This is a genomic window from Streptomyces sp. AC512_CC834 (genome assembly GCF_019049325.1).
In the GTDB taxonomy this organism is placed as follows: Bacteria; Actinomycetota; Actinomycetes; order Streptomycetales; family Streptomycetaceae; genus Streptomyces.
In genome coordinates this window covers 248,570-262,980 of sequence record NZ_JAGMUO010000101.1, presented here as the reverse complement: position 1 = coordinate 262,980, position 14,411 = coordinate 248,570, and the positions used below count along the sequence as shown (strand labels likewise).

The 14,411-nt window shown below is 69.2% G+C and carries 18 protein-coding genes; 11 read left to right on the top strand and 7 right to left on the bottom strand.

The genetic code is table 11. The features are described from left to right. Positions 1-14 precede the first annotated feature (14 nt). The 4 genes from KUM40_RS33460 to KUM40_RS33445 are packed head-to-tail and all read left to right on the top strand — an operon-like array spanning position 15 to position 3,315. Positions 15-1,097, top strand: a complete 1,083-nt coding sequence (locus tag KUM40_RS33460; protein WP_217170035.1) for a PhoH family protein — start codon at positions 15-17, stop codon at positions 1,095-1,097. A gap of 12 nt (positions 1,098-1,109) precedes the next feature. Next, entirely contained in the window at positions 1,110-1,607 is a 498-nt protein-coding gene (ybeY, locus tag KUM40_RS33455; protein ID WP_217170034.1) for an rRNA maturation RNase YbeY, read from the top strand. Continuing rightward, a complete protein-coding gene (locus KUM40_RS33450; protein ID WP_217170033.1) occupies positions 1,604-2,911 on the top strand; it encodes a hemolysin family protein in 1,308 nt (435 codons plus the stop codon). The genes ybeY and KUM40_RS33450 overlap by 4 nt, the downstream gene beginning before the upstream one ends. Next, positions 2,908-3,315, top strand: coding sequence for an MmcQ/YjbR family DNA-binding protein (locus tag KUM40_RS33445; protein ID WP_217170032.1), 408 nt, complete (start codon positions 2,908-2,910; stop codon positions 3,313-3,315). Before KUM40_RS33450 ends, KUM40_RS33445 begins: the two co-directional genes overlap by 4 nt. On the opposite strand, the gene KUM40_RS33440 is transcribed toward KUM40_RS33445, so the two are convergent. Next, a complete protein-coding gene (locus tag KUM40_RS33440) occupies positions 3,277-4,779 on the bottom strand; it encodes an MFS transporter (protein ID WP_217170031.1) in 1,503 nt (500 codons plus the stop codon). The genes KUM40_RS33445 and KUM40_RS33440 overlap by 39 nt on opposite strands. A 113-nt stretch (positions 4,780-4,892) precedes the next feature. On the opposite strand from KUM40_RS33440, the gene KUM40_RS33435 reads away from it, so the two are divergent. Further along, positions 4,893-5,792 (top strand): helix-turn-helix transcriptional regulator, encoded by a 900-nt coding sequence (locus KUM40_RS33435; protein ID WP_217170030.1) that lies wholly within the window; start codon positions 4,893-4,895, stop codon positions 5,790-5,792. A gap of 38 nt (positions 5,793-5,830) precedes the next feature. Then, positions 5,831-6,184 carry a cytidine deaminase gene (locus KUM40_RS33430; protein ID WP_217170029.1) on the top strand — a complete coding sequence of 118 codons (354 nt, stop codon included), beginning with the start codon at positions 5,831-5,833 and terminating at the stop codon, positions 6,182-6,184. Here KUM40_RS33430 and KUM40_RS33425 read toward each other — a convergent pair. Continuing rightward, positions 6,171-6,629, bottom strand: coding sequence for an ATP-binding protein (locus KUM40_RS33425; RefSeq protein ID WP_217170028.1), 459 nt, complete (start codon positions 6,627-6,629; stop codon positions 6,171-6,173). The two genes, KUM40_RS33430 and KUM40_RS33425, sit on opposite strands and share 14 nt — an antisense overlap. A 112-nt stretch (positions 6,630-6,741) precedes the next feature. On the opposite strand from KUM40_RS33425, the gene KUM40_RS33420 reads away from it, so the two are divergent. The 3 genes from KUM40_RS33420 (at position 6,742) to era (ending at position 8,958) form a co-directional block, all read left to right on the top strand. Then, positions 6,742-7,605 (top strand): helix-turn-helix transcriptional regulator, encoded by an 864-nt coding sequence (locus tag KUM40_RS33420; RefSeq protein ID WP_217170027.1) that lies wholly within the window; start codon positions 6,742-6,744, stop codon positions 7,603-7,605. Next, on the top strand, positions 7,602-7,847 hold the full coding sequence (locus KUM40_RS33415; protein WP_217170026.1) for a DUF397 domain-containing protein: 246 nt from the start codon (positions 7,602-7,604) through the stop codon (positions 7,845-7,847). The genes KUM40_RS33420 and KUM40_RS33415 overlap by 4 nt, the downstream gene beginning before the upstream one ends. 157 nt (positions 7,848-8,004) lie before the next feature. Further along, positions 8,005-8,958 carry a GTPase Era gene (gene era / locus KUM40_RS33410; protein ID WP_217170025.1) on the top strand — a complete coding sequence of 318 codons (954 nt, stop codon included), beginning with the start codon at positions 8,005-8,007 and terminating at the stop codon, positions 8,956-8,958. A gap of 67 nt (positions 8,959-9,025) precedes the next feature. On the opposite strand, the gene KUM40_RS33405 is transcribed toward era, so the two are convergent. Beyond that, the gene (locus KUM40_RS33405) at positions 9,026-9,589 is read right to left on the bottom strand and encodes a Uma2 family endonuclease (protein ID WP_217170024.1); all 564 of its coding nucleotides are present in this window, start codon (positions 9,587-9,589) and stop codon (positions 9,026-9,028) included. 251 nt (positions 9,590-9,840) lie between these two features. On the opposite strand from KUM40_RS33405, the gene KUM40_RS33400 reads away from it, so the two are divergent. Next, on the top strand, positions 9,841-10,119 hold the full coding sequence (locus tag KUM40_RS33400; RefSeq protein ID WP_217170023.1) for a hypothetical protein: 279 nt from the start codon (positions 9,841-9,843) through the stop codon (positions 10,117-10,119). Between the two features lie 679 nt (positions 10,120-10,798). Here the strand turns inward: KUM40_RS33400 and KUM40_RS33395 are convergent. The 3 genes from KUM40_RS33395 to KUM40_RS33385 form a co-directional block, all read right to left on the bottom strand. Continuing rightward, the gene (locus tag KUM40_RS33395) at positions 10,799-11,317 is read right to left on the bottom strand and encodes a transposase (protein ID WP_217170022.1); all 519 of its coding nucleotides are present in this window, start codon (positions 11,315-11,317) and stop codon (positions 10,799-10,801) included. Then, positions 11,242-11,787: a winged helix-turn-helix domain-containing protein gene (locus tag KUM40_RS33390; protein ID WP_217170021.1), complete on the bottom strand. Its 546-nt coding sequence runs from the start codon at positions 11,785-11,787 to the stop codon at positions 11,242-11,244. The genes KUM40_RS33395 and KUM40_RS33390 overlap by 76 nt, the downstream gene beginning before the upstream one ends. A gap of 147 nt (positions 11,788-11,934) precedes the next feature. Continuing rightward, positions 11,935-12,354 carry a DUF4259 domain-containing protein gene (locus KUM40_RS33385; RefSeq protein ID WP_217170020.1) on the bottom strand — a complete coding sequence of 140 codons (420 nt, stop codon included), beginning with the start codon at positions 12,352-12,354 and terminating at the stop codon, positions 11,935-11,937. Between the two features lie 405 nt (positions 12,355-12,759). Here KUM40_RS33385 and KUM40_RS33380 point away from each other — a divergent pair, with 405 nt between their 5' ends. After that, positions 12,760-13,083, top strand: coding sequence for a hypothetical protein (locus tag KUM40_RS33380; protein ID WP_217170080.1), 324 nt, complete (start codon positions 12,760-12,762; stop codon positions 13,081-13,083). Positions 13,084-13,177: 94 nt separating this feature from the next. Here KUM40_RS33380 and KUM40_RS33375 read toward each other — a convergent pair whose 3' ends face one another. Next, entirely contained in the window at positions 13,178-14,338 is a 1,161-nt protein-coding gene (locus tag KUM40_RS33375) for a carbohydrate kinase family protein (RefSeq protein ID WP_217170078.1), read from the bottom strand. Between the last annotated feature and the right edge of the window lie 73 nt (positions 14,339-14,411).

Genomic DNA, 14,411 nt, shown 5'->3' with positions numbered 1-14,411 from the left:
TAGAGCGCCGGCCCATGACTCAGACACCCTCAGCAGCCCACAGCCCCGCGCAGGGGCAGGCGAGCGCACGGATCACCGTCCCCGCCCAGCATCCCATGGTGACCGTACTGGGCTCCGGAGACTCCCTCCTGCGCGTGATCGAGAAGGCCTTCCCGGCGGCCGACATACATGTCCGGGGCAATGAGATCAGCGCCGTCGGCGACACCCATGAGGTCGCCCTCGTACAGCGCGTGTTCGACGAGATGATGCTGGTGCTGCGCACGGGGCAGCCGATGACGGAGGACGCAGTGGAACGCTCGATCGCCATGCTAAAGGCGAGCGAGAACGGGGAGAGCGACGGCCGGGAGACCCCGGCCGAGGTGCTCACGCAGAACATCCTGTCCTCGCGCGGCCGCACGATCCGCCCCAAGACGCTGAACCAGAAACGGTACGTCGACGCGATCGACAAGCACACCGTCGTCTTCGGCATCGGCCCCGCGGGCACCGGCAAGACCTACCTGGCGATGGCCAAGGCGGTGCAGGCCCTGCAGTCCAAGCAGGTCACCCGCATCATCCTGACCCGTCCGGCGGTCGAGGCCGGCGAGCGGCTCGGCTTCCTGCCGGGCACGCTGTACGAGAAGATCGACCCGTATCTGCGCCCGCTGTACGACGCGCTGCACGACATGCTCGACCCGGACTCGATCCCGCGGCTGATGGCGGCGGGGACGATCGAGGTCGCGCCGCTGGCGTACATGAGGGGCAGGACCCTCAACGATGCTTTCATCATCCTGGACGAGGCCCAGAACACCAGCCCCGAGCAGATGAAGATGTTCCTCACCCGCCTCGGCTTCGAGTCGAAGATCGTGATCACGGGTGACGTGACGCAGGTCGACCTGCCCGGCGGCACGAAGTCCGGTCTGCGGCAGGTGCAGGAGATCCTGGACGGCGTCGACGACGTCCACTTCTCCCGGCTCACGTCCCACGACGTCGTCCGGCACAAGCTGGTGGGCCGTATCGTCGACGCCTACGAGTTGTACGACAGCAGGAACGGCACCGAGAACGGCGGCCACAACGGCGGCCGGACACCCAAAAGCGGTGCCAAGGCCAAGGGGAAGTAGACCAGCAAGACCATGTCGATCGACGTCAACAACGAGTCCGGAACCGAGGTCGACGAGCAGGCGATCCTCGACATCGCCCGCTACGCGCTCGCGCGGATGCGCATCCACCCGCTCTCCGAACTCTCGGTGATCGTCGTGGACGCCGGCGCCATGGAGCAGCTTCACATCCAGTGGATGGACCTGCCGGGTCCCACCGACGTGATGTCCTTCCCGATGGACGAGCTGCGGCCGCCGGCGAAGGACGAGGACGAGGCGCCGCAGGGGCTGCTCGGCGACATCGTGCTCTGCCCTGAGGTCGCCGCCAGGCAGGGCACCGAGGCCCCGACGCAGCACTCCATGGACGAGGAGCTCCAGCTCCTGACCGTCCACGGGGCGCTGCACCTGCTCGGGTACGACCACGAGGAGCCGGACGAGAAGGCCGAGATGTTCGGTCTGCAGGCCGCCATCGTGGACGGGTGGCGTGCGGAGAAGGGCCTGACCGGCCCGTCCCCGGCCCCGACCGTCTCATGAGCCTCCCGCTGGTCGCCGGCGCCGTCGCCCTGGTGGTGGTCGCCTGGCTCGCCGCGTGCGCGGAGGCGGGGCTCGCGAGGGTCTCCAGCTTCCGCGCCGAGGAGGCGGTACGGTCCGGGCGGCGCGGCGGCGAGAGGCTCGCCAAGGTCGCCGCCGACCCGACGCGCTACCTCAACGTGGCGCTGCTGGTCCGCGTCGCCTGCGAGATGGCGGCCGCGGCGCTGGTGACGTACGCCTGCCTGAAGCAGTTCGACGGCACCGGCGAGGCGCTGGTGATCGCCATCGCGGTGATGGTGCTGCTCTCGTACGTCGCCGTCGGGGTGTCCCCGCGCACCATCGGGCGCCAGCACCCGCTGAACACGGCGACCGCGGCGGCGTACGCGCTGCTGCCGCTGGCCCGGATCATGGGGCCGATCCCGTCGCTGCTCATCCTCATCGGCAACGCGCTCACCCCCGGCAAGGGTTTCCGCCGCGGCCCCTTCGCCTCGGAGGCGGAGCTGCGGGCGCTGGTGGACTACGCCGAGAAGGAGTCCCTGATCGAGGCCGAGGAGCGCCGCATGGTGCACTCGGTGTTCGAGCTGGGCGACACGCTGGTGCGGGAGGTCATGGTCCCGCGGACCGACCTCGTCGTCATCGAGCGCTACAAGACCATCCGGCAGGCCCTCACCCTCGCTCTGCGTTCCGGTTTCTCGCGGATCCCGGTCACCGGCGACAGCGAGGACGACATCGTCGGCATCGTGTATCTGAAGGACCTGGTCCGCAGGACCCACATCAGCCGGGACGCGGAGAGCGACCTGGTCTCCACGGCGATGCGTCCCGCGTCCTTCGTGCCGGACACCAAGAACGCCGGTGACCTGCTGCGCGAGATGCAGAAGGACCGCAACCACGTCGCCGTCGTCATCGACGAGTACGGCGGCACGGCGGGGATCGTCACCATCGAGGACATCCTCGAGGAGATCGTCGGCGAGATCACCGACGAGTACGACCGGGAGCTGCCGCCCGTCGAGGAGCTGGGCGAGGACCGTTTCCGGGTCACCGCCCGCCTCGACATCGGCGACCTGGGCGAGCTGTACGGCCTGGACGAGTACGACGACGAGGACGTGGAGACGGTCGGCGGACTGCTGGCGAAGGCGCTCGGCCGCGTCCCGATCGCCGGGGCCTCGTCGACCGTCGAGCTGCCGGACGGCCGTGAACTGCGGCTGACGGCGGAGGCCGCGGCGGGCCGCCGGAACAAGATCGTGACGGTGCTGGTGGAGCCGGTGACCGCGGCGAAGCCACCGGCCGAGGAGGCCGTGTCGGAATGACCCCTGCGGAGCTGCGCGACTTCTGCCTGTCCTTCAACGCGGTGGTGGAGGACTTCCCCTTCAACCCGGAGACCTCGGTCTTCAAGGTGCTGGGGAAGATGTTCGCGCTGGCCTCGCTGGACGGGCGTCCGCTCACGGTCAACCTGAAGTGCGACCCGGACGACGCGATCCGGCTGCGCGGCGACCACCCGGGCCTGATCGTCCCGGGCTGGCACATGAACAAGCGGCACTGGAACACGGTGACGGTGGACGCCGGACCCGGCGACGGACTCGGCGGCGGTTCCGGTAGCGGTTCCGGCGCCGGGCTCCCGGACCGTGTCGTCCGGGAGCTGGTCGAGGACTCGTACGACCTGGTGGTCGCCGGTCTACCGCGCGCGGACCGTCTCCGCCTCGACCGTCCCTGAGCCCGCCCGGGTCACCCGCAGCCCGACCGCGACCAGTACGGCCGCCGCCAGCACGATCGCCGCGTCCAGGATCAGCACCGTGTGGACGCCGGACATCAGGTCCGTGGAGGTGGTGGCCAGGACGCCGAGCAGCGGGATGCCGACGGTGATGCCGACCTGCTGGGTGGAGGTGACCAGGCCGGTCGCCAGGCCCTGCTCCTCGTCCGGGACGCCGGAGGTGACGGTCAGGCCGTAGGAGATGATCGCGCCCAGGTGGCACATGCTGGCCAGGGACACGGCGGCCGTGGCGAGCCACACCGACCAGTGGCCCTCCCCCAGCGCCAGCAGGGACAGGCCGAGGACGCCCTGCCCGGCGAGCGAGCCGACCAGGGTGCGGCGGGCGCCGAAGCGGCCGATGACGCGCGGGGCGTACGAACCGGCGACGACCGACAGCCCGCCCTGCACGCCGAAGACCAGGCCGGTCTCGAAGGCGCTCAGGTGCAGGACCTCCTGGAGGTACAGGGTGAGGACGAAGACCACCGTCGACATCATCGAGAAGGTGACCAGTCCGCCCACGTTGCCCCACGCCACCGTACGGCGGCGCAGCATCGGCAGGGAGACCAGTGGGGCGGCGGTGCGGGACTCGACGACCGCGAAGGCGGTGAGCAGCAACAGGCCCGCGACGAGGGTGACGAGGACGTCGGTGCGGCCGAAGCCGTGTTCGGCGGCCGTGGACAGGGCGTAGATCAGGGAGAGCAGCCCGCCGGTGACGGTGACCGCGCCGGGCACGTCCAGGCGGGGGCGTTCGGGAGTGCGCGACTCGGGCAGCAGGCCGGGGGCGAGCGGCAGCACGATCAGCGCGAACAGCGCCAGCAGGCCCATGGTGGACCGCCAGCTCAGCAGGTCGGTCAGTACGCCGCCGGCCACCATGCCGACGGTGAAGCCGAGCGAGAGCAGGGTGCCGGAGATGCCGAGGGCACGGTCGCGGGCGGGGCCCTCGGGGAAGGTCGTCGTCAGCAGGGACATGCCGGTCGGGACGATGGCCGCCGCGCCGAGGCCCTGCAGGGCGCGTCCGGCGAGGAAGGAGGCCGGGTCCCAGGCGAAGGCGGCAAGGAGCGAGGCGGCGCCGAAGAGCGCGAGGCCGGCGAGGAACAGCCGGCGGCGCCCGTAGAGGTCGCCCATGCGGCCGAAGAGCAGCAGGAACCCGCCCGACGGCAGCGCGAACGCGGTGACCGCCCACTGGAGGGCGGAGGTGCTCATGCCGAGGTCGGCGCCGAGAACGGGCAGCGCGACGTTCAGGACGGAGAAGTCGAGCGCGACCATGAACTGGGCCGCGCAGAGCACGAACAGGACGAGCCGGTCGCGGGGCGAGAGCCGGGGAGCGGCCGGAGCGGCCTGCTGCTCGGCAACGGGGGTCGGGGTGGGAGTCGGGGTGGAAGTCGAGGTGGAAGCCGGGGTGGGAGTCGGGGTGGTGTCGATCGCCATGGACAGGAGCCTGCGGCCCCCGGAATAGTTGTGGGGAGACGCGGATTGTTCTGGTGGTGCCACCACCAGGCACCGGAACGCACCATGCGCATGGCTACGGGGGGAGTACACACGTGCCGGACGTGATCGCGAGGGCACAGGGTGCGTCGGCGGGCCGGGACCGTCGCCGCAGTGAGCTGCGGGAGTTCCTGATGAGCCGCCGGGCCCGGCTGTCCCCGGCGGAGGTGGGCCTTCCGGACGGCGGGGCGCGGCGCCGCACGCCCGGGCTGCGCCGCGAGGAGGTGGCCGTGCTCGCCGGGGTGGGCGCGTCCTGGTACCAGTGGCTGGAGCAGGGCCGCGACATCTCCGTCTCCCCGCAGGTCCTGGACGCGGTCGGCCGGGTGCTGCGGCTCAGCAACACCGAGCGCCGCCATCTCTACGTACTGGCCGGTCTCAACCCGCCCGCGGCCGAGGTGGAGCCGGCGAAGCGGGACATGTGCGAGGGGCTGCGGCGGCTGATCGACACGTGGATGCCGTATCCGGCGCACATCATGGACCGGTACTACAACTGCGTGATGTACAACGACTCGGCGGCGATGGTGCTGGGCATGCGGCCCGAGACCACGTGGAACTGCATCGTCGACTTCTTCACCGACCCGCTGTACCGGTCCCGCTCCCGTAGCTGGGAGCAGAACGCGCGCACGGTCGTCGCCCAGTTCCGCGCCACCTGTGCGGCCAACCCGGACGACGAGGGATTCCAGCAGGTGCTGACGAACCTGAGGGCGGCCAGTGCCGAGTTCGCCGCGCTGTGGGAGGAGCGGGACATCGAGGACGCCGGGCAGATCCGCAAGGAGCTGGACCATCCGCTGGTCGGCCTGCTCAGCCTGGAGTCGACGGCGCTCCAGGTGCCCGCGCGCCCCGATCTGACCATCGTGCTGCACACGCCACTGGACGAGGCGAACACCGCGTCGAAGCTGGAGTGGCTGGCCTCACCAGAGAGCCGGCGCGGGGCGATGTACCCGGTGGCAGGGTGACCGGTCGGGCATGCGGCGCGGCTCCGTATGCTCACCCCATGACCGAGACTCCCGACCTCGACCCCGAGGACCGCAAGATCGTCACCCTGGCCCGCTCGGCCCGCGCCCGCAACGGCGTGCCCGAGGGCGCGGCCGTACGCGACGAGACCGGCCGTACGTACGTCGCCGGGACCGTCGGCCTGGACTCGTTGAAGCTCAGCGCGCTGCGCACGGCGGTCGCGATGGCGGTGGCGTCCGGCGCGAAGTCCCTGGAGGCGGCGGCCGTGGTGACGGAGGCGGAGTCCGCGTCGGCGGAGGACCTGGCGGCGGTACGGGACCTGGGCGGTCCCGGGACGCCGGTCCTGGTCGCCGGTCCGGACGGGACCGTACGGGAGACGGTCAGCGCGGGCTGACGACGGGCGGCATAGGCCCCCAGGGCTCCGCCCGCGCCCGGAGCGTGAACTCGCACCAGACCGCCTTGCCGGGCTCACGCTCCCGCACGCCCCACTCGTCGGACAGCGCGGCCACCAGCACCAGTCCTCGCCCGCCCTCGTCCCGCCCGTCGCGCCCGTCGGTGATGCGCGGCACCCCGGGCCCGCTGTCGTGCACCTCGACCCGCAGCACCCTGCCGTCGTAGCGCAGGAAGAGCAGGAACAGCCGTCCGGGCGGTACGCCGTGCAACAGCGCGTTGGTCACCAGCTCGCTCACACACAGCAGCACGTCCTCGCCGCGTTCGGTGTCGGCGAGCCCCCAGCCGGCCAGGGTCTCGTGGGCGTACCGCCTGGCGTCGGGCACGGCGCGGCGTTCACGGCGGAAGAACTTCTCCCGCAGCGGCGGGATGCGGAGCGTCTCGTTCACGGGACGAGAGTCACGTGGGGTGACTACCGTTTATCACTGAGTGAGTCCGTACGGATTTTTTGTACGGGTTCACGGCGGTCACGCACGGGCCCACGTGGGGAGTTGAGTCGGCATGAACTCCAGAAACCCTTCGCACAACGCACCCAGCTCACCCAGCTCACGCAACGCGCGCAAGAAGAACCTTTCGGCCATGCGGATGCTGGGCGGCCAGCTCGGCACCGCCCGCCGCGCGGCGGGTCTCACCCAACGCGAGCTGGGTGAGCGGCTGATGCTGGACGAGGAGACGGTCGCGTCGATCGAGCAGGGCCGCCGCCCCCTCAAACCGGACCTGGCGGAGCTGCTGGACGAACTCCTGGAGACGAGAGGTCTGCTGGCGGCGGGCGTGGCCAACCTCCCCGAGATCGACCAGTTCCCGATGTGGGCGGAGCTGTACATCCAGCACGAGCAGGAGGCCATCGCGCTGTCCTGGTACGACAACGCGGTCCTGCCCGGCCTGCTCCAGACCGAGGCGTACGCGCGCGCCGTTCTGCGCAACCGCGTCCCCGCCTACGACGAGGGCGAGGTCGAGTCCCGCACCGCCGCCCGCGTCGAACGCCAGGAGATCCTGCACCGCGCCTGCCCGCCCACGCTGAGCTTCGTCGTGTGGGAGCCCGCGCTGCACCTGGCACTCGGCGGCCCGGACATCCACGCCGAGCAGCTCCGCCACCTGCGCACCCTCGCCGAACTGCCCTTCCTGTCCCTCCAGTTCCTCCCCCTGACCAGCCCGCACCACGCAGGCCTGGACGGCCCGTTCACCCTCCTGGAGACCCCGGACCACCAGCATCTCGCCTACACGGAGTCGCAGCGCGGCAGCCAGTGGGTCTCCTGTCCGGATGAGGTGTCCATCCTGGCGCGCAAGTATGCGATGCTGCGGACGCAAGCCCTGACCACCCAGGACTCCCTGGGCCTGCTCGACCGTCTGCTGGGAGAACGATGAACGCCGAAGCGCTTCAGTGGTTCAAGTCGACCTACAGCGGCAGCGAGGGCGGCCAGTGCCTCGAAGTCGCCTACGCCTGGCGGAAGTCCAGCTACAGCGGCGACGAGGGCGGGCAGTGCGTCGAGGTGGCCGCCTGCCCCCACACCGTCCACGTCCGCGACTCCAAGAACCCGGCCGCCGACGGCCCCACCCTCCGGCTCACCAGCGACGCCTGGGCCGCCTTCACGACGTTCGTCGGGTAGCGCCCGGAGGGCGGCGGCGCGGGCGACGCCTCCGGGCAGCGGATCCGGGCCGCCCACCACACATGACGCACGTCACACACGTCCTACACGTCACGTCTGTGGGTCGTGCACCACGGCTGGTGCGGCGGGGCTTCGGGGATCAGGGACAATGGGCGCCATGAGCGTTCGTACCCAGTCATCCGAAGAACCGGCCGAGACTGTTCACCGGTCCGGCTTCGCCTGCTTCGTGGGCCGCCCCAACGCGGGCAAGTCCACCCTCACGAACGCTCTGGTCGGGCAGAAGGTGGCGATCACCTCGAACCGTCCGCAGACCACCCGGCACACCGTGCGGGGCATCGTGCACCGCGAGGAAGCCCAGCTCATCCTGGTGGACACCCCGGGGCTGCACAAGCCGCGCACACTGCTGGGCGAGCGGCTCAACGACGTCGTGCGCGCGACGTGGGCCGAGGTGGACGTCATCGGCTTCTGCCTGCCGGCGAACGAGAAGCTGGGGCCCGGTGACCGCTTCATCGCCAAGGAGCTGGCCGGGATCAAGAAGACCCCCAAGGTCGCGATCGTCACCAAGACCGACCTGGTGGACTCAAAGACCCTGGCCGAGCAACTGATCGCGATCGACCAGCTCGGTACGGAGCTGGGCATCACCTGGGCGGAGATCGTCCCGGTCTCGGCCACTGGCGACCAGCAGGTGGACCTGCTCGCCGACCTCCTCATCCCGCTGCTGCCCGAGGGCCCCGCGCTCTACCCCGAGGGCGACCTGACCGACGAGCCCGAGCAGGTCATGGTCGCCGAGCTGATCCGCGAGGCCGCGCTGGAGGGCGTACGGGACGAGCTGCCGCACTCCATCGCGGTGGTCGTCGAGGAGATGATCCCGCGCGAGGACCGCCCCGCCGACAAGCCGCTCCTGGACATCCACGCCAACGTTTTCATCGAGCGCCCCAGCCAGAAGGGCATCGTCATCGGCCCCAAGGGCAAGCGCCTGAAGGACGTCGGCATCAAGTCCCGCAAACAGATCGAGGCACTGCTGGGCACCCCGGTCTTCCTGGACCTGCACGTGAAGGTCGCCAAGGACTGGCAACGCGACCCGAAGCAGCTACGGCGGCTCGGATTCTGAACCGAAACCAGTAGTCGGAGCGCCCGGGAGAATCTCACCCTCGGGCAACCCGACTACCAGTGAGCGCTCACTGTCGGGAGAGTCCGGCCGGATCGATTGCGACGGGGAATGGGGAGTCCAGACAGGTGGTCGCGCCTGCGAGCGCAGCCGCCCGTTCCACGTACCGGCCGCTTTCGAGTGCGCAGACGACGAGCATCGGGGCCGGATCGAACTCGAGCCGCCAGAAGTACGGAATGGCCGCCTCCGCGTAGAGCATCGGCTTGAACTTGCGGTCCACGGTGCGGTTACCGGGAGAGACGAGTTCGATCACGAGCTGAACTCCCTCGGCGTCGACGCTGACACCGTCGTCGGCGGTCGCGCCGGCATCGGTCACCACGAGGTCGGGGACCACCAGGCCCGAGGGCAGGAGGACGTTGATGGCCTCCAGCACCTCGACCGGCGCCTTGGCGGCCTGGGCCGCCGCGTGAAGGATCATGGCGAGCCGGAGCGAGGCACGCTGGTGGCGGATGCCGGTGGTGGGGGAAATGACGAGGGACTCCCCCACCAGCTCGTAGCGGGTGGTGCGATCTTCCGGCAGGGCGAGGACGTCGGCGACGGTCCAGGGCCCTGTGTGGTCGATGGCGACGCTCATTCCCTTTCACCTCCTCATCCGACCAGCAGTCTCGGTGTGACCTCGACAGTTGGTACACGGCCAGCGTACGGGCGCTCCCACCGCTGACAGGAGGTTTCGCTGCCGCGAGCCAGACCTCGAACAAGCGTGCCGTGCGGATGTCGGCCCGAAGCGTCGACGGGCCCGCGCACCACAAGTGGGGTGCGTAGCAGAGCAAGCACGGGCTTCGTGGTCATTGGGGTGTCGAAGCTCAGCGCTCAGGAAGGTGACCCGTGCCTGCCGCTGTATCTTCCCCTGTGCCTGCGGTGCTGGTGAAGCTGGACGTCACCTTCGACGCGCTGCACTCGGTCCGGGCGATCGTCACCTGGCTGGTCGAGGCCGAGCTCGCGGCATCGCCCGGCGAGGCTTCCCGGTCCAGCCCACCCGACATCTCCCAGCCGAACGACGTCGTCACGCCGCATACGAGGAACTGGCGCGACCCTCGAAGGGAACCTCGCTCGCTCCTGCGGGCACCAAGAAGCTACTTACCTTCTACGCCCAGCAAGATCTGAACCTTTGACGGAAAATGCGGATTGTCCACCATTACCGAGCAGATCACGGAGTCACGGAGCCCCAAAAATTGCATTCGGACGTGATCATTTGCATCATGCAATACGAGCCATCCGGACGAACATGACAGCGACGCCTCGAACAGGTTCACAGGAAGTACCACAGGGGGAGTTGACTTCCACACCTCACATTCGACCGGACCATCGACACCGGCCTGAACGCTGAAGATGAGTGAACCGCCCCCTCGGTACCAGCTACTCAAATCCGGGTCCCAGTCGCTGACATCATCGTCACTTCCGGCATCCCGCAAGATCAGACATCCGTGCTCAATTTTTGCCAGAAATGCAACCACTGGGCTATTGACTATCATTTCCTTCTTGCTCTTTCCTCGCGAAAGTGACCCGCACAAACTACCGAACTGACTGACATCGTAAGAAACTGCGAATTACCACGATTCATCGCACGACGGGCACGTGTTCACGACGGTGCAGGACCGACCGATCGACCCAACCAACCTCACCGGAACCTTCAGACGGCGGCGGGCACCACTGTGTCCGCCGCCGTTACCGCTGAGGTTGAAAGGGTGGGGTGACAGGCTACGGGGGCTCCAGTGCCAGTCCGGTGCCGGCGATGAAGCCGTTGAGGACTTCGGGGCGGCGTTGGTGCCGCGCAAGCGGCTCTTCACGAGTGGGGTGAGGTCGTCGATCGTGTGGGTGCGAGGTTGGCCAGGGACTTCTTCAGGTGGGCCCAGACGCCTTCGACGGGGTTGAGGTCGGGCGCGTAGGGCGGGAGCCTGACGATGGTCAGCCAGTTGCTGTTGCGTTCGCAGAACTCCCGCAATGCCTTGGCGTGATGAGTACTGGCGTTGTCCCACACCACGATCAGCGGCGCACCGCCGAGCTGCCGCCGGGCGGAGGTGAGCAGGTCCGCGAACTCGCGGGCCCGGAAGCCCTTCTTCTCGCCGGTACGGCCCCGGTACGTCTGGGTCCGGTAGATCATCCTGGTTGCGCGGCCCGGTCTGACGCAGATCATCCCGGCCATCAGGAATCGGCCGGAACCCTTGCCCGTCGCTCTGACCAGCGGAGTCAGCCCGCGCCGCGACCAGGTCCAGCTCCTGCCGGGTTTCAGGTCCTGCCCGGACTCGTCCTCGAAGACTGTCCACGCGCCCAGGAGCTGGGCCGTCCTCCTACCCGTGACCACTGCTCCGTCCGCCACGACTCAACGGCCTGCTCGTCCCGCTCGACGGCCCGGTACGCGGGGACCTGCGGCGACCAGCCGAGCCGGTGCAGCAGATACGACACCCCGCGTGGGGTGTACCGGTGCCCGAACAGCCGGTGGATCAGCTCCGCAACCCTCGCCAGGGTCCACCGCTGGCCCTCGCTCCAGCCGTGCGCCGCAGGGCCGGCATCCAGCTCGGCCTGCAGCCGTTCCGCCCGGGCATCGTTGAGCCGGCAGGGAAAGCCGCCGTGCCCCTTGGAGGCCAGGGCCGGCTTGCCGCCGTCGCGCCAGAGGGCGTGCCAGGCGTACGCCGACTTCTGCGACACCCGTAACCGGCGGGCCACCTCCGGCCGCTGCACCCCCTGCTCGAACATCTCCGCGGCCTCGAAGCGCACCGCTTCACGCTTCGCCCGCCCCGCAGCGGTCAGACCGCCGCCATCCGCATACCTCATGACGAGGATGTAGCACCACCAACGCCCGCTGTCACCCCACCCTTTCAACGTCAGCGTCAACTACTGCCGTCAAGAGCCTCTGAAGCCCCGTCAGGACATGCCTGACAGGGCTTCAGGTTTGCAGCGTGAATGACCAAGGAAGTCGTTCTATCCCTGCCGGAGCGCCAACCTCACGTGGGACAGGCAGGCTTGGGCAATTTCGCGATCACTGGTGTCAACCCAGCTCTGCCACCACCAATTACCTTCAGGGATCGATGCATCCAATGCCGACAGCGCTAGATCTCGAATTCCCACAGAAATGGGCTTCTCAAGCCATCTGATAACCCCCGAAGCTTCTTCATTCCACGAGAACTCGGAACCTGATTCCAGGTTCGCCGTGATCACTGCAGCAGCAGCAACTACTTCTTCTGGAAGAGATTCTGATGTGCGCGAGTCTTCTCGACCAAGTACGTCTTCGAGGGTCTGCTTGATCGCATCCAGCCGCTGCGGAGCAGTCAGCCCGACTAGCTGGTCGAGGTAGTCCTGCGCCGTGTCACTGTCGAAAGGTTCAGCACCCCACGTGCCCATTATTCGATCCATTCGCACGATGCGGTGGCCGGAGCGTCACCCCGGCCACCCCATATTTCTCCTACGGAAGGTACCCATCAGAGGGTATCTCTATCTCTGGGTCACGGCGGTTCAGTAGCGTCACGCCTGACGTTCTCCACATCACCTGGACCGTATCCACGTGACCCGACCGCGTGTTTCGAACGCATCGAAGCCGCGACACGCGAATTGATGTCCGTCGTGGACATACCCACATACTTCGTTCCGTCCTTCAGGTGAATCGTGTAGACACCTGGAGATTCCGGCACGTTGAACTTGGTTGCAGGGCCGCAGATTCCGTTGCTGTTGTGAACGAGGACCGGAGTCTTGCCCGCCAGTACATATTGATCAGAAACTCATGGGGTTCTCGTCCAGTACGTAGCGGACATGCGGGCCGCCGAAGTAGCCGCGGACGATGTGCGGCTGGCGCTGGCGTCAGCGGAAGAGCCGGCGGGTCTCAGCGGCGAGTTCGGCCTGGTTCCGGGCCCGGTGCTGCTTGGGCAGGCTGTGCTTGAGGTCGGCGTTGACCAGCTCGTGCAGTTGCCCAGCAAGCGGCACTACAGGGCAACAGGGGGCGCGGCGAAGCTGTTCCAATACGACGCGACGGGGCGGAACAGCGGCAACAGCCGGAACGGCACCCGCTTGAAAACCGTGCTGACCGACGTCCGCCCGGTCGGGGTGAAGGTCCTGCGCCCCCGGCCTGAGCAGTGAGACATTCCGGCGGTCCGGCCGGGCGGCTCTCCCGGGCCACGCCCGGCACAGCGCCACGTGGCGATGGCCCGAGGTCGTCCGGCGGCGAGGCCGGTCAGGTCGGGCGGCGGAAGCCGATGGTTGGGACGGCGCGGCGCAGGGGCCAGGGGCCGGGCAGGTCGTCGGGGATCAGGTCTGCGAGGAAGGCGTAGCGGCGCAGGGCCGTCGGGTCCTGGCTCTCGACCGACTGGACCTTGCGCCACCAGGTGGCGATCTCGCCCCAGCCGGGTGCCGACAGCGAGCCGCCGAACTCCTGGACGGACAGGGCGGCGGTCAGGCCGGCGAAGGCGAGCCGGTCGGCCAGGGGCCAGCCGGCCAGGGTGCCGGTGACGAAGCCGGCGACGAAGACGTCCCCGGCGCCGGTCGGGTCCAGGGCCTCCACCTCGATGGCCGGAACCTCGGCGCTCTCCCCCGTGCGCCGGTCCACCGCGTACGCGCCGTCAGCGCCGAGGGTCACCACCGCGAGCGGTACGTGCTCGGTCAGGGCGTGCGCCGCGGCGCGCGGGCAGGTGGCGCCGGTGTAGCGCATGGCCTCCTCCGCGTTCGGCAGGAACGCCTCGCAGTGCGTGAGGTCGGGCAGCCCCGCCAGGTCCCAGGCGCCGGTGTCGTCCCAGCCCACGTCGGCGAAGACGCGGGTGCCGCGGGCGGCGGCCCGGGCGATCCAGGGGGCGCTGACGCCGGGTGTGAGGGAGGCGACGGCGGCACGCGCGCCCGGCGGGCAGTCGGGGGACGGTTCCTCGGGGGGCGGCTCGTGACCGTGGGAGACCATCGTGCGCTCTCCCTCGTACGCCATCGAGACGGTCACCGGCGAGTGCCATCCGGGCACGGTGCGGGACGTGGACAGATCGATGCCCTCGCCCTGCGCGAGGGCGTCCCAGCAGTAGTCGCCGTAGTGGTCGTCGCCGAACGCGGCGGCCAGCGAGGTGCGCAGGCCGAGGCGGGCCAGCGCGGTCGCCATGTTGGCGATGCCTCCCGGGCTCGATCCCATGCCCCGGGCCCAGGACTCGGTGCCGCGCACCGGGGCGGAGTCGAGCCCGGTGAAGACGACGTCGAGGAAGACGGTGCCGGTCAGGTACACGTCCCAGGGCGGGTCCTGGGGGGTGCGCAGGGCGGCGAGGGGATCGACCTCGGGGGCCTCGGGAGTCTCAGGCAGTCGGTGCGATCCCTCGCCCTGGGTGTGGCGGTGCGTTCTCTCGTCGGCCGGCACGACGGGCATGGGCGGTACGTCGGACGTGGTGGACACAGTGGACGCGGTGGAGGCTGTCACGGTGCGCTCCCTGGCATGGTGC

What these genes read in the sequence shown, in the direction of transcription:
- KUM40_RS33420 (WP_217170027.1), top strand. Translation starts at nt 6,742, where the DNA reads ATGAACTCCAGAAACCCTTCGCACAACGCACCCAGCTCACCCAGCTCA.
- KUM40_RS33440 (WP_217170031.1), bottom strand. Translation starts at nt 4,779, where the DNA reads ATGGCGATCGACACCACCCCGACTCCCACCCCGGCTTCCACCTCGACT.
- KUM40_RS33415 (WP_217170026.1), top strand. Translation starts at nt 7,602, where the DNA reads ATGAACGCCGAAGCGCTTCAGTGGTTCAAGTCGACCTACAGCGGCAGC.
- era (WP_217170025.1), top strand. Translation starts at nt 8,005, where the DNA reads ATGAGCGTTCGTACCCAGTCATCCGAAGAACCGGCCGAGACTGTTCAC.
- KUM40_RS33460 (WP_217170035.1), top strand. Translation starts at nt 15, where the DNA reads ATGACTCAGACACCCTCAGCAGCCCACAGCCCCGCGCAGGGGCAGGCG.
- KUM40_RS33430 (WP_217170029.1), top strand. Translation starts at nt 5,831, where the DNA reads ATGACCGAGACTCCCGACCTCGACCCCGAGGACCGCAAGATCGTCACC.
- KUM40_RS33450 (WP_217170033.1), top strand. Translation starts at nt 1,604, where the DNA reads ATGAGCCTCCCGCTGGTCGCCGGCGCCGTCGCCCTGGTGGTGGTCGCC.
- ybeY (WP_217170034.1), top strand. Translation starts at nt 1,110, where the DNA reads ATGTCGATCGACGTCAACAACGAGTCCGGAACCGAGGTCGACGAGCAG.
- KUM40_RS33375 (WP_217170078.1), bottom strand. Translation starts at nt 14,338, where the DNA reads ATGCCCGTCGTGCCGGCCGACGAGAGAACGCACCGCCACACCCAGGGC.
- KUM40_RS33445 (WP_217170032.1), top strand. Translation starts at nt 2,908, where the DNA reads ATGACCCCTGCGGAGCTGCGCGACTTCTGCCTGTCCTTCAACGCGGTG.
- KUM40_RS33380 (WP_217170080.1), top strand. Translation starts at nt 12,760, where the DNA reads ATGCGGGCCGCCGAAGTAGCCGCGGACGATGTGCGGCTGGCGCTGGCG.
- KUM40_RS33405 (WP_217170024.1), bottom strand. Translation starts at nt 9,589, where the DNA reads ATGAGCGTCGCCATCGACCACACAGGGCCCTGGACCGTCGCCGACGTC.
- KUM40_RS33385 (WP_217170020.1), bottom strand. Translation starts at nt 12,354, where the DNA reads ATGGGCACGTGGGGTGCTGAACCTTTCGACAGTGACACGGCGCAGGAC.
- KUM40_RS33390 (WP_217170021.1), bottom strand. Translation starts at nt 11,787, where the DNA reads ATGAGGTATGCGGATGGCGGCGGTCTGACCGCTGCGGGGCGGGCGAAG.